At 32.8% G+C, this 13,125-nt stretch carries 14 protein-coding genes; 3 read left to right on the top strand and 11 right to left on the bottom strand.

Annotated features, from left to right (window positions below):
• Positions 1-59: 59 nt before the first annotated feature.
• From DOK79_RS02410 to DOK79_RS02420, 3 genes are all read right to left on the bottom strand, one after another.
• Entirely contained in the window at positions 60-851 is a 792-nt protein-coding gene (locus DOK79_RS02410) for a MurR/RpiR family transcriptional regulator (RefSeq protein ID WP_206855170.1), read from the bottom strand.
• A gap of 159 nt (positions 852-1,010) precedes the next feature.
• The gene (locus DOK79_RS02415; protein WP_206855174.1) at positions 1,011-1,721 is read right to left on the bottom strand and encodes a glucosamine-6-phosphate deaminase; all 711 of its coding nucleotides are present in this window, start codon (positions 1,719-1,721) and stop codon (positions 1,011-1,013) included.
• 318 nt (positions 1,722-2,039) lie between these two features.
• Positions 2,040-3,008, bottom strand: a complete 969-nt coding sequence (locus DOK79_RS02420; protein ID WP_206855176.1) for an Abi family protein — start codon at positions 3,006-3,008, stop codon at positions 2,040-2,042.
• 1,096 nt (positions 3,009-4,104) lie between these two features.
• On the opposite strand from DOK79_RS02420, the gene DOK79_RS02425 reads away from it, so the two are divergent.
• The 3 genes from DOK79_RS02425 (at position 4,105) to DOK79_RS02435 (ending at position 6,592) form a co-directional block, all read left to right on the top strand.
• Positions 4,105-4,410: a DUF5960 family protein gene (locus tag DOK79_RS02425; RefSeq protein ID WP_206855178.1), complete on the top strand. Its 306-nt coding sequence runs from the start codon at positions 4,105-4,107 to the stop codon at positions 4,408-4,410.
• A gap of 467 nt (positions 4,411-4,877) precedes the next feature.
• Positions 4,878-5,252: a hypothetical protein gene (locus DOK79_RS02430; RefSeq protein ID WP_339092817.1), complete on the top strand. Its 375-nt coding sequence runs from the start codon at positions 4,878-4,880 to the stop codon at positions 5,250-5,252.
• A gap of 47 nt (positions 5,253-5,299) precedes the next feature.
• Positions 5,300-6,592 (top strand): D-serine ammonia-lyase, encoded by a 1,293-nt coding sequence (locus DOK79_RS02435; protein WP_206854983.1) that lies wholly within the window; start codon positions 5,300-5,302, stop codon positions 6,590-6,592.
• 127 nt (positions 6,593-6,719) lie between these two features.
• On the opposite strand, the gene DOK79_RS02440 is transcribed toward DOK79_RS02435, so the two are convergent.
• The 8 genes from DOK79_RS02440 to DOK79_RS02475 all read right to left on the bottom strand — a co-directional run bounded on the left by DOK79_RS02440 (position 6,720) and on the right by DOK79_RS02475 (position 13,113).
• Positions 6,720-7,052, bottom strand: coding sequence for a hypothetical protein (locus tag DOK79_RS02440; protein WP_023520188.1), 333 nt, complete (start codon positions 7,050-7,052; stop codon positions 6,720-6,722).
• A gap of 1,259 nt (positions 7,053-8,311) precedes the next feature.
• Positions 8,312-8,458 carry a hypothetical protein gene (locus DOK79_RS02445; RefSeq protein ID WP_023520189.1) on the bottom strand — a complete coding sequence of 49 codons (147 nt, stop codon included), beginning with the start codon at positions 8,456-8,458 and terminating at the stop codon, positions 8,312-8,314.
• A 352-nt stretch (positions 8,459-8,810) separates the two neighbouring features.
• The gene (locus DOK79_RS02450; protein WP_071866056.1) at positions 8,811-9,392 is read right to left on the bottom strand and encodes a hypothetical protein; all 582 of its coding nucleotides are present in this window, start codon (positions 9,390-9,392) and stop codon (positions 8,811-8,813) included.
• Positions 9,393-9,637: 245 nt separating this feature from the next.
• Positions 9,638-10,456, bottom strand: coding sequence for a DUF3037 domain-containing protein (locus DOK79_RS02455; RefSeq protein ID WP_071866055.1), 819 nt, complete (start codon positions 10,454-10,456; stop codon positions 9,638-9,640).
• 5 nt (positions 10,457-10,461) lie between these two features.
• Complete coding sequence (locus DOK79_RS02460; RefSeq protein ID WP_206854986.1) at positions 10,462-11,259, bottom strand: HipA family kinase; 798 nt, start codon at positions 11,257-11,259, stop codon at positions 10,462-10,464.
• Positions 11,260-11,478: 219 nt separating this feature from the next.
• Positions 11,479-12,471: an N-acetylmuramoyl-L-alanine amidase gene (locus tag DOK79_RS02465; protein WP_206854988.1), complete on the bottom strand. Its 993-nt coding sequence runs from the start codon at positions 12,469-12,471 to the stop codon at positions 11,479-11,481.
• Positions 12,471-12,725, bottom strand: coding sequence for a hypothetical protein (locus tag DOK79_RS02470; protein ID WP_206854989.1), 255 nt, complete (start codon positions 12,723-12,725; stop codon positions 12,471-12,473). The genes DOK79_RS02465 and DOK79_RS02470 overlap by 1 nt, the downstream gene beginning before the upstream one ends.
• Complete coding sequence (locus DOK79_RS02475) at positions 12,715-13,113, bottom strand: phage holin family protein (RefSeq protein WP_206854991.1); 399 nt, start codon at positions 13,111-13,113, stop codon at positions 12,715-12,717. Before DOK79_RS02475 ends, DOK79_RS02470 begins: the two co-directional genes overlap by 11 nt.
• Positions 13,114-13,125 lie beyond the last annotated feature (12 nt).

A 13,125-nucleotide genomic window follows, 5' to 3' on the forward strand; every position in this document is an offset into this window, starting at 1 on the left:
TAAAATGTAAGCGATGACAAAGGCGGTTGCAATAGTTCCTCTCCATGTAGAATGAGCATTCATAAATTAGAATCTTCATTCTGCGAGGCCACTTGTTTCGCATAGTGGATCATCAAAATATCTAATAAAATGTCCAATGAAACTCTTGGACTTAAATCAATATTTTGATGATAGATCGTCAACATTTCCGCAATAAACGCAACCGTCGATAATTCTTCTAATGAACTTGTGGGTTGACCAATAAAGGAAAGTAACGGAACCTTTCGCTCCTTTAATCGTTTGGCATAATCGAGCATTCCTAATGTTTCACCACTATGACTAATAAAAATCGCAAGATCTTCTTTTCCTAGCTGTTTACTCACTGCCCGCAACTCGTCCCAATCGGTTGAATGCCCCACATTTTTACCAAGAAAATGCAATTTTCGATTAAGCGAAACAGCGACAGGTATGCTTTGTCCCAAGGCAAACAGTTCAATGCGTCGTGCTTGTCTAATCATGTTGATTGCCTGATCGATTTGTTTTGGCTCGATTTTATCTAAAGTCTCCGTAAACTGGCGAAGAATCTCATTGATCAACGGTTTAAATTCATTTGATGAATCAGTTGGATCACTCGTTTCTTCTAAAGATCGATAACTTTTTAGTGCGAATTTAAATTCTTGAAAGCCTTTGAAGCCAAGTTTTTTTGCCATCCGCGTAATAGTCGATTGACTCGTAAATGTCTCGGTCGCTAATTCTTCGGCTGTCATTGAGGAAACTTTTTTTGATTGATGTAAACAATAATCTAAGATATTTTTTTCCACTTGATTCAATTCAGAAAATTTATATTGGATCCTCTTATAAAATTGGTTCATCGTTTTCTCCCATTCCGGCAGTAGCTCGCCTATTCACTATAGGTTCTGTTTTCTTATTATTGTACCCAAGAAACCAATAAAAAACGAGTGTTCAAAATAAACGTTCTAGAAATAAAAAATCCACGAAATCTAAACATGATTTTCGTGGATTCTTGTCTATTATTTTAATGATTTTGCTGCAGCTTCATCTAAAATCACTGTGATATTTGGATGAGTCATCAAAATGGATGCAGGGATTTTCTCTGTTACCGGTCCTTCAATGACTTGTTTAATGATTTCTGCTTTATGTTCCCCATTAACGATCAACACTAGATGTTTCGCTGCCATGACCGTCTTTGGTCCAAATGTCACGAAGTAATCCCCAGGTTCTTCTCCCAGATGTTCTTGCAACGATTCGTACATCTGATCTCCAGGAATGACTGGAATACTGTATGTTTCCTTGCTAAAATCCGTGTATCCTGGCATATTCCCGCAAAAATGACCATCCTCACCAAGCCCCATCAAAACTAAATCCAAGCCACCTACTTGAGCAATTTTTTTGTCAATCTCCTGATAATTCTCAATAGTCAGTTCGTGAATATTCTCAGGAGCGACTCCGATAGGCTCATAAAGAGCTTTTTTTAGTCCTGACATAGTCAAACCATACTGCTTATCCTTCAGCGCCACTTCATCAAAATTATAATAATGGATCATAGATGTATCCATCTGTAATTTACTAAGCTTATCAACCAAAATCTCATAAGCCATCTTAGGCGAATTTCCTGTTGTCAAAGACAAGTTCACTCTTCTATGCTTCAACATCTTCTCTAAGACGATCCCTGCTGTTACTTCACTAAGTGTTTCATAATCTTTTGCAATCACTAAATCCATTGCTGTCACACTTCCTTTCAATCAATCATTTAGTTAAAGTTTAACAGTGTGAGGGCGTTTTTGGTAGCGTTTTCTTATTTTAGTAGGGATTTTCTTGGAAAAATATAATAACATCCCATAAAAATAATAATCAATACTTATGTGATCGTGTACTATTATATGGCAAAGATCTCAAACTATGACCACATCAACCAAAGAAAACTAGTAGCTTTTTATTACGACTATGAGTCTTAATTATTTAGAGAATAATGGTTATATCAAATTACGTAATCGCTATCCATTTTTTGTTTCTATTCTGTTGTATATGTAGTAAACTAATCAAATTTTTTCTATAAATATATTTGGATCTAAATTTGTTTCTGAAATAATCAAGTCATAGTCTTCTGGATAAATTTTTAGATGGTTGTTCAGAGCTACGTAGATTCCTGCCCTTAGCTGGTTCATAGCTACCTGATTATCAAACCAAGTTAGTGATTGGTATAGCGTTCCCAAACAAGACTGTCCTTTTCCATTTCTATAATCTGCCTCCGTAACGTTCGCTCTTAAATGAAAATTTCTATTGAATCTGATTGAAGATTTTATCGAACGATAGTTATACATACGACCTCCATGGGCAGCACGATTTCTATAACTATGACACAAGAATATCATATCAGTAAACATACTAACTTCTTCGTTTGTTACCATTTCTTTAGGTATTCCTAGCATCATAGATACAATCTCAGCTTTATTTTTAGGCTTTTGTAATTTGTAGAAATTCACTAAATTACCAAAAGAACTCCCTTTTAACATAATCCATGGTGGAACATTCTGATGAGACTCCCGATAATGTTTCATTGGTTCAATATCATCATTGATTATCTTGTGGAATTTGGTAATTAACTGATCGATTTTAGCTCCTTTTCCATTTTTATTTTTCTTTCCAGATGCATAATGTCTACGACTTAAATAGATTTTATCATCCTCACTAATATTCTTACTAATTACATATGCTGTTACAGCTCTCATAAACATCTCTATGTCACAAGTAGCATCAATTACAGCTGAAATCAATGTCTTGTCCATTACAAATAGTGAGTAAATATGATCAAATGTACTATTTTTGATAAATTTTTCTTCTTCAGTTTTTAGTACAGGCTTCTCTAACAAAAAATCTTTATAGCCATTTATTATTTCATAGTACCCATAAAAAGATAATTGCTTTTTTGCAGAATCTTCATCTGAAAACAAAAGTCCCCTCGATTTCAAAATCTCTAGTTGTTCATCTAATGTTTTGAATGACTTCATGGAATTCACCTTCTTTTATATCACAAAAGAGTCTATCAAATAAATGACAGACTCTTTCGGTTAGCCGCACAGCAGCTCTTCTTTATGATTACCTAAATTTTATCACTTAAAAAAACTACTTTCAATATATTATCGTTCATTTATAATTTTATTTAAATTGCAAAAACACCGTCAACAAATTAACATAATTACTGATATAACAGTGTTTTTTTAGTGTAACAATTCCAGTAAATAGATACTTCCTTATGTTTTAGTATCCAAGCAAATCTATATAAAAAAACAGGAACTGACCTTATTGTATGAACATCTATGTATAAGTCAGAAAATATTTCAACTCATTTTTTGGCACTTTCTTCCCTATTATTAAATACAATAAAAACTACAAAGGGGGGATTTTATCATATACCATATAGAAATTAACGCCAGTAACTTGAAATAATCTCCTCTCCTTCTCTATTCCAAGTGAATCTAAGGTTGATTCGTTAAGGAATAAATTGCTTAAAATAGGAGTAACATAATTATAATCCTTATTCCAGTGGATCCAATCACTACGCATTCTTTTTTTGAAAATCCCGATCGAATGAAGCTAGAAATAGTAGCAAAAATCTAATAATTTATTGGGTTATTCATGGTTCTATCTATTCAAAGTATTTTTATAAATCCTAATCAAATGTATTCAAACTAGCTACAATGGATTGAAACAATGGTATATAAATTACGAGCTTATTCTTAGAAATCAAACACTAATTGAAGATTATTTGATTCACTTCATTTAACTTATCTCTGACCACAAACCGAAAAAAAGCAAAAAAAACGCCGTCAACATCTCGGTGTAAACCTTGATATGACGGCGTTTATCTAGTATGCCAGCTATAGGGATCGAACCTACGACCTACGCGTTACGAGTTAGATAAAATGATTATTTTATAATTGATAATATTGATATAGCGCAATTAGTAAACATGATATTTATAGGGTTTATCTAACTTTATACAGAGTATGCCCACATCTCTGCCCATGATAATCTAATTACCCTTGTTATTTATGCTTCACAAAACGAACGTAAGTTTGTATAATTCGAACAAGGGGGAGAGAAATGATAATCCATAAAAATGTAATGCTCTGGTTCTTTCATGATCCAAAGAAAAAATTCGAAAAAGAACTATATAAATACTGGAATTCCGAAATTGATTTCAAACTTGTAGAAAATAAGCTGTTAATCCACTTATACGAATCAAATAAAAACTATTTTATGCTACCTGCTTCTAAGACGAAAAATAATATGAAAGTATATTTTTTATTCGATATTGTCACAGATGTTCCTAATACAAGATTGCAGCATCGAAGGTATGATTTTAAGAAACGTTTGTTTATAAATCCTGGGCAGGTTGATTTGGCATGAGTAGCTGCCTGTTCGATTAAAAAAACACCCACTCGAAAAGAGCAGGCTAACTTAGGATAAAGAATGTTCTGAATGTGGATACTTAAACTTTACTATCATTTTAAATATGTTCGTTTATGTACCCCGCTCCAATGAGCAGGATGTAAAAAATGTTGTTAGGGTGATAAAATAACATTACTATCATTTTATTTATTATTCAACAGTTTTGGTTTTCAGTAGTTGTATCTATTTTTTAAAAGCAATCACTCTGAAAAGTAGCTGTCCTATTAAAAACCAAGACCTTCGAAATAAGTAAATTGTCTTAAGCTATAACAATTCTAGTGACTCTCAAATGAAGCTTTCCAATCATACAGACCTTTTTATCTTTTAATTACTTACGAAAATGTAATGAATAAATCGGACAAAAAAATGGTTTGAAAAAAATTTTTTATAGATAATTAAATGTATCAAAACTAGGAGGTATTTATATGCCAATACTCAAATCTGCTAATCCTTTAAAAACAATCTCTTTATTACTAATCGGTGCTCTTGGCACAGCTATATCGGTATTGCACATCACTTGTATCTATATCTTTCATATGGGTGTTGCAGATCCGAACATCCCTCTGTTTGGATTTTTTGAAAAATTTGCTTCTGCTACTTCATCTATCCTTCACATTTCTTCCGACAATCTTTATTTATCATCTCTCTCGTTATTTATCATTTTTTCAATTATTGGATTATTTTTCAATATCTTCACTAATAATAATAAATTGATTTCCATTTGGATTTTAGGAATAAATTTACTTTTTTCTCTCCCTACACTCTTTTATTTCTTCGTTGCATGGGGGATGAATCAGTAATTCTTCCATTGTATGCACAAATTAAGAAATAGAAAGAGGGTTCAAAAATGACTAATAAAATAGATCGTTTATTAAGAGCATTGCAATCATATCAAGAAGTTTGCTGGATAAATCCAAATTTTGGAGAAAGAAAAACTTCATGTTTTACCATAAATGATGTGATAGACGCTTCTAAACGGCTACAAAGGTTTGCTCCATACATTGCTAAAGTTTTTCCTGAGACTAAAGCTACTGGTGGTATCATCGAGTCAGAATTAGTTGAGATTCCTAACATGTTGGATAAAATAAAAGAAAAAGAACACTTCGAAACAAACAGTAAACTATATTTTAAATGTGACAATAATCTCCCTGTATCTGGTTCAATTAAAGCCAGAGGTGGAATCTATGAAGTTTTGACGTTTGCTGAAAAAGTTGCGCTGGATTCTGGAAAACTAACAATTGATAGTAATTATGCTATTCTAGCAAATGATGAATTCAAAAATATTTTTTCTAATTATTCAATCATTGTGGGTTCTACAGGGAATTTAGGACTTAGTGTCGGAATCATGGGAGCAAAGTTAGGGTTTCAGACGACTGTCCACATGTCTAATGAAGCAAAAAGCTGGAAAAAGCGTTTGTTGAGAGAAATGGGTGTTGTTGTCAAAGAGTACGAAGGTAATTTTAGCAAAGCTGTAGCTTTAGGGCGAGCAGAAACAGTAAAGAAACCCAACAGTTATTTCATCGATGATGAAGCTTCAAAAGATTTATTTCTAGGATACTCTGTAGCTGCACTAAGACTACAAACTCAATTAAAAGAAAAAAATATTGAAGTCTCCGAAGATCATCCTCTATATGTCCATCTTCCTTGTGGTGTAGGTGGTAGTCCAGGTGGAATTGCCTTTGGATTGTCCTGCATTTTTGGTGATGCTGTAAAAATATTTTTTGTAGAGCCTACTCACGCTCCATCCATGTTACTTGGCCTGTATACAGGATTACACGACAACATTTCAGTGCAAGATATTGCAATCGATGGTAAGACAGCTGCTGATGGATTAGCCGTCGGCCGCCCATCGCGTTTAGTCGGCAAAATCATAGAACCGATTTTATATGCTACTTCGACTGTTCAAGATGAAAGATTATATCAATATTTAACATTGCTTGCGGATAGTGAAAACATCTATGTGGAACCTTCATCCACTGCTGGGATTGCATCATTTGTGAATATAAATCGAGCATTCGCATCGAAAAAACCTTGGATAAACTCTGGCACACACATAATTTGGGGAACGGGTGGTAATATGGTCCCAGAAGAAGAAATGGCTCAATATTACAAAAAAGGATTGTCTTTACTTAATTTCTAATTATGTAACAATAACAGCAAGTTCAAGTCATTAATCTCGCTAAAAGAACATCGATAACAAAAATACTCAGTTATCGATGTTCTTTTTTTTTTGGCAATGCTGGGTTACTAGATCATCGCAGGCTAATCTAGCTTACATTTGCTAGATTATTATGATTTGATTCTTTGTTCGTAATATTTGGTTTTTTTCTATTTTGAGAATTGCTTTCATTTTTGGGTTTTACTTTTTGGCTCTTCTTTTCTTTACTATCACTCGACTGTTTATTTTCCTGTTCATTTCTCTTGTTATTAGATTTTTCTTTTTTCTTAGTACCATTTGTGTCACTACTTTGTTTTTTTCTAGGGATCTGTTGTGATTGCTTTGGCGAATGGCTCTTTGGCTTTTCTGACACTTTAGGACCACACGCTGCAAAACTAACTGTCGCTAAAATTCCTAAACATGCTAATAAAAATTTCTTCATATTGACCACTCCTATTATTTTTTTTTGGTACACTTAGAGTGTATAAAAAAGAATAAATTAAACGATGCCTATTTGCTTAAACCATTAATAAGAAACGCTTACATTACTGTCACATTACTTTTTAAACATCCATAGATATGTTTAAATAATTAAGAATATTTCTATTTAGCACTTTGCAGAAGTAAACAAATTCATCTCTTTACAAAATATGAACTTTTTATGAAATTTTTTTGTTTTAAACAGTTTCGCTAAATTTAGTTTTTTTGCTATCCGAAATGATTCATTAGCTCTAAACTTTTATAAAGAAAAATTAGGAGGTTATTGTATTGAACGCTAATCGATTAAATACTTCGTCTACACCGATCATCTTATTTTTTATCAGCGGATTAGGTACACTGTTTTCTTTTTTCAATCTAGCTGATTTTCTAGTTTTTAATGTAGGAATATTGGAACCATCGATGCCAATACATGTCTATAACTTTTATCATATCTTATCAGTATATGCTGCTAATCTTTTATTTTTTACAGCCAATCAAATATATTTGGTTCTAATTGTTCTTACAATCACGCTTCCAGTTGTTATGCTCTTAATAAATATTAAACAAAATAACTTGAAATCAGATTCAATATTTTTACTCCTATTAAATCTAATTTTTCACTTCCAATCATTTATCTACTATTTTTTCTTTAAATGAATGGTCAATTTCCGTTGGCAAATGTGAGTGAGAAAGCTAATCCAAAATATACGTATAGTCAAATTGACATTATATATTCTGTAAAACTAACTATATTATTATAGAAAAAAGACCTACTTCGCAGAGTAGGCAATTAAAAAAAACCGTATGGTTAGAATTGTATAATTCCTTTGTTGTCTAAATTACGTATGTTATAATAAGTAAAGAGAGTATCGATATGCACGCTAAAGACTTCCCCAAAAGTTTTAGCTATCGATACTCTCTTTTCATAATCACGCCTACAGTTAGTTTAAGGTTAACCTAATGATAATACAAGCGTTTTGCTAGATTATGAAACATAAAAAAGACCCACTCCGAAAAGTGGGCAAATGATAATATCCTAATCAATGGTTTCAAGGACACTTTTAGATTACTATGATTTTATTTATTTTTCAAGTCATGTGTTTTTTTTGTCGCTTGTTCTCGTATAATGGTTAGGTGCCGATTGAGGATTTGAGCGAGTTACTACAATCGATTAAAAAACAAAAATCCCCTGTTTAACTAAGGACAGGACTTCTAGTATTTTTATTTTTTTGTTCTTTGCTTACTACGCTGATTACTTTTCTTCACTGCTTTTGCAGCAACAACACTTGATAACAAACCGTCACCCATTACTTTATCTGTAGCTTTTTTTGCAACTTTATATTTCACTGCCGATTTTAGAATACTCAATAGCACGCACCTCCTCTTATACATTCAAATAATATGATAGATTTAAGAATTTTATATGAAATTTGAGATAATTTAACCATAAGTTGTAAAATATTGTTATATGATTTGAGTTGATTTTTTTCTTGATTTTTATTCTATACTTTTTAAGTTTCACGAGGTTTACAACCGATTGGATAATTCATCAGAAAAAACTTGATGTTGATCAATCGAATTGAAGCGCATTCACGATGTGTTGTATACTATTTTCGCTATTAATATTAGGCTTTGATTCGGAATAAAACGAGTTGCTACAATTAATTGAAGAACGTAAAAAAAACCTCAACCAAGAATGATTGGTTGAGGTTTTTACTATCTATAAAATATCAGTTATTACGATATCTTTTAAATGTTCTTTACCATTGATATCAACAAAAACTGCTTCAAGATGTAAAGTTCCATCCTCTCTTATATATCTTTTACTTACATCAGATAAATACTTAATATCTTCACAATACTTTTTTCCTACCATCCCAGGTTGAATAAATTCAAGTTTTGGATTTTCAACAAGTTGGCTAATTTCCTCAATATAATCATCTTTATCAGCACCTTGAGGTCTAATCCCCATAAACGAAATCGCAATTGGTTTTGCGCTATGATTATACGCATATACTTCAATACTACTAAATTGGCCATACATATTAATTCCTTCTGGAGATACTGTTTCTTTACGTAATTTTTTAACTACTATTGCAACTTTTACCTTTTTTTCATCAAAAACAATCCATAACGAAACCCATACAGCACCTATTGTCCCAACAGCACTTAACCATTCTGCAAGCAACCCTGACAGACTAAAATCAATACCAAATAGAATAAAAACTATGAAACTCCCCAAAATACCACATAAAAAAGATTGAAAATTATTATTTTTAAAAAGACTAACTATTTTATCCACAACATCACCTCCATATTATTATAAGCAATAATATGATTAAAGACGATCATTTTTATTTTTATATACCGACTTTTTATTACATAAAAAAAGACCCACTTCGAAAAGTGGGCAAATGATTAAATCCTTATCATTGGTTAGGTTTTGAATGGAAATATGGGCGAGTTGATACAATTAATTGTATAACGTAAAAATCAACACCAAGAACGATTTTTGAGTTTTTACAGTCTCAAATTTACATTTTATTTCTAATTTAATCCTTGAAAAATTAAATTATTAGTATATTCCCCAATTGAAATAATTTCTATATTAGGGGCCAAACAGCATAATTTTTTTTTAACAGAGTCCATAAAATCTTCATCATAAAATTCAGAATTCCCCATAACAACTTTGATGTTTTTTTTATAAAAGTAATCGTGATTTTCTAACATATCAATTTGAAATTTATTAATTTGATCAATTATATCAGTTTTCCTTTTATAATCGAAGCTCAATACCTTAACTAAAGTAGTGTTATACTCAAAATCAACTACTTCTCGTTCTGCCAAATCGTGTATCTTCGGTACTTTAACATGCTCTTTTAAATTCAAGTTTCTAAGTTCTTTACTCAATAATCGTTTAACTTCTGGTGTCGTAATCCTCTCTGACTTAGGTCTATCGTAATACAGATAAGTCCTTATTAAATCATTAATATCTTCTAATAAAGCAGCCCGAGAGGAAACGAGTTCTCTCACTTCTGAAAATTTAAATTCATTAACATAATATTTTGTTATATTAGAAATAAAATTATCAGAATGTATATTATCGAATCGTTCCTCATCATAATCTTCTAACTCCAAAGAAGGATAATCAAAGTAGTAAGAGAATGTCTCACTCATTAATTCCATATAATCTTTATCAAATTCGTCATCAAAAGATTTAAGCCTATTAATATTCTTAGTCCTATGAAATTTAGAATACTCTTCAGAAGGGCAGTGAATAACAATACCAAAAATTACGGATTCTTGTCGAATTATACTGGGAATATAATTACATATAGAATAATTTATTTTTATTGCGTCATTCATAATTATTACCCTCCTTTTCTTTTTGAGTACGCATTCTGTAACTGGATCGTAATACCTTCAATTTGTTTCATTTGTTCCCATATTAACTCAAATGAACTCTCTATTTCTTCTAGTTTTATTCCCCAATCATCGGGAATATCTTGAAATACAGATTGAACATCTGTTTTATTTAAATTTTTTATTTTATCTTTAGTATTATTATAGCAGTTGTAACCTGTAAGCTGTGAAGAAAATGCCCGATAATTTCTCCCAAGTAAATTATCTACCACCATAGGACTTTTTCCTTTTAACTGTCTAAGCTCGTTTGCAGACCAAATCTCTCCGTTAATAAATATGTGAGAATGATCAATTGCCAAAACTTTTTTCTCTTTTTTATCATAATACAAATTCCCATCATTTTTAGCTCTATCATTATTCAAAATTATTTGATCAAAAACTAAAATCTTAGAAATATCTGTTCCATTAATAGTGTTTCGTGCTAAAATAGGTGAAATTTTTGGAGTACCAGCTCTATATTCGCTTAGAAAGCAAGTACAAGCAAGGGCATTCGTTTCTAACAAATGCGGTGTTTTAGAAATGACTGCTTCAGATAATTCAGCAACCGTACAATCAGGCATTGGAATTTCAAGCAATTTCCCAAGCCTGTAAGCGATCAACTCATTATATAAAATTTTAGCACTGCAAAAGTCATGTAAATATTTCATTACATAAACTTTTCCATCATCAGCCTGTACTCTAACAGGTTGTGTTACTCCATTTGGAATCCGGCCTAAATAATTCGTAACTTTTCGTATTGTACTCACCCGATTTCATCTTGTCAATATTATATTAAAAATTATAATATTGTTTAACATTATTAACAATACGGAACATATGTTTAAACTCAACATAGATTTTCTAGCTTGAATAAGCATTTAGATAATTTATATTTTCTATGTACCACCCCTCAATTGATATACATCCCAAAAATTAGAATTAAATTCTAATTTAAAATGATGTTCATCAGTTGAGAGGCTATTTTTTCATCGCTTAGGAATCGTCAGTACATACTCAGGAAATCGAATATCGACTGTTTGTCCATTGATTGTATTTCCGTTGGGATCGTTTGTTCGTCGTAACATTGGAAATACTCTTTTACCTGCAAATTTTCGGATATCTAGTGTGCCATCCAAACCAAATCGCAGGCCACTAGGTAATCCGTATGTTGCATTCACATCATCTCTGATAATGCCGGCTGATTTACAACGTCCAATTTCTACATCCGGATTGTCGGCATCCATCCAGAAGATGTATCCTTGATTTAAATACGCTGCACCATTTTGCGGAACCAACCATCCAGCAATCCGAAATGTACCTAAGACTAGCTCGTTAAACACTTCTAACTTACCTACATAGTTCCCGCTCGTTTTTGGTGGGCTCGCTAAAATAATTTGATCATGTGTCTGTGGTGTCGCTTGAATACTTCCGCTTGTGTTGTAGCCAAGCACATTCATCACCGCATGAATTGCTTGGTCCATGTTCTGATCTAATCGGCGCATGTCATTCGCATTATCGATAAAGCACCACTCGATTAATAGTACATTGACACCGCTATTCGTGTTCCTGTGGACAAATAAGCTAGTCGTTGCTTTCGCTCCTCTGTCCACAATGCCTAACGCTTTGGCAATTGCTGCGGATACTTCTGCGGCTTTCTTGCGAGCTTCTTCATTGCCTGCCCAATACCAAACTTCTGCACCAGTTGCTTGTCCATTGAACGCATTTAAATGATTTGTGATCGCCCACCCATTACCGGCTGAATTCATTGCATTCACTTGATTCTGTAAATTTTGATTCACAGTAGTTGCTGATTGGTCACTAGTACTAGCTACAGATGCTATTGCTTGCATTTTTTGTGTAATCGTACGAACTACATCCGCTTCACGTCTACCATTTCCAACTGCTCCTGGGTCCATCCAGTTGCTTCCGCTTCCACTTTGTCGTCCGCCGTGTCCGCCGCCATTTGAACGAATAGTCATTATTGATCACCTCTTCCAATATAAAACCAGTCAAGTAAACTCTCTTTCGGATCATCTGTTTTTTCTCGTTCCCTTTGCTCGAAAACAAATTTTTCGTCTTTACCTGTATTCGTAAATTCAATCGGCACTGTGTAGACTGGCTCAGTCGAATGGTTCAACGTATGCGCTGCATCTTCGACCGCTGTTTCGTTATTCTGTAACTCTGGTTTAACTACTTCGTTGTAGTCAGAAATAAATTTTTCTTTATTCCGCATCGTCGTTTCCTCCTTGTTGTTCAGTAGAATCTTTTAATTTACTGAATCGATCTTTTACAAAGTCAGGAACTGGAATTCCTAACTGCCCCAAATTTTCAATGACCGAAATACCATAAACAGCTATATAAGATAGAACGAATGCTGTTGCGACACCTTCGAAATTCATTATTTTTAGATATGGATAAGCCACCAGAACAAGCCCAACCACTAATAAGTGCTTCACTACACCCATTAATCCCTTTGTGCTGTTCGCTTCTTTTCCAGCAAGCCCTTTACATACTCCTGTTACAATGTCAGCAATAACAATCCAAACAAAAATCTGAATGTAAATATTGCTTACAAGGTTTTTGAACTCTGATAACAAAACTAAGTTGTCGATAATCACCATGTTTCCACCCTT

Origin of the sequence: Enterococcus sp. DIV1094, assembly GCF_017316305.2 — a bacterium.
Lineage (GTDB): Bacteria > Bacillota > Bacilli > Lactobacillales > Enterococcaceae > Enterococcus_B > Enterococcus_B mangumiae.

Coding starts and splice junctions, on each gene's coding strand:
- DOK79_RS02415 (WP_206855174.1), bottom strand. CDS start 1,721: ATGGATTTAGTGATTGCAAAAGATTATGAAACACTTAGTGAAGTAACA.
- DOK79_RS02430 (WP_339092817.1), top strand. CDS start 4,878: ATGCCAATACTCAAATCTGCTAATCCTTTAAAAACAATCTCTTTATTA.
- DOK79_RS02410 (WP_206855170.1), bottom strand. CDS start 851: ATGAACCAATTTTATAAGAGGATCCAATATAAATTTTCTGAATTGAAT.
- DOK79_RS02465 (WP_206854988.1), bottom strand. CDS start 12,471: ATGACTATTCGTTCAAATGGCGGCGGACACGGCGGACGACAAAGTGGA.
- DOK79_RS02455 (WP_071866055.1), bottom strand. CDS start 10,456: ATGAATGACGCAATAAAAATAAATTATTCTATATGTAATTATATTCCC.
- DOK79_RS02470 (WP_206854989.1), bottom strand. CDS start 12,725: ATGCGGAATAAAGAAAAATTTATTTCTGACTACAACGAAGTAGTTAAA.
- DOK79_RS02425 (WP_206855178.1), top strand. CDS start 4,105: ATGATAATCCATAAAAATGTAATGCTCTGGTTCTTTCATGATCCAAAG.
- DOK79_RS02420 (WP_206855176.1), bottom strand. CDS start 3,008: ATGAAGTCATTCAAAACATTAGATGAACAACTAGAGATTTTGAAATCG.
- DOK79_RS02440 (WP_023520188.1), bottom strand. CDS start 7,052: ATGAAGAAATTTTTATTAGCATGTTTAGGAATTTTAGCGACAGTTAGT.
- DOK79_RS02435 (WP_206854983.1), top strand. CDS start 5,300: ATGACTAATAAAATAGATCGTTTATTAAGAGCATTGCAATCATATCAA.
- DOK79_RS02475 (WP_206854991.1), bottom strand. CDS start 13,113: ATGGTGATTATCGACAACTTAGTTTTGTTATCAGAGTTCAAAAACCTT.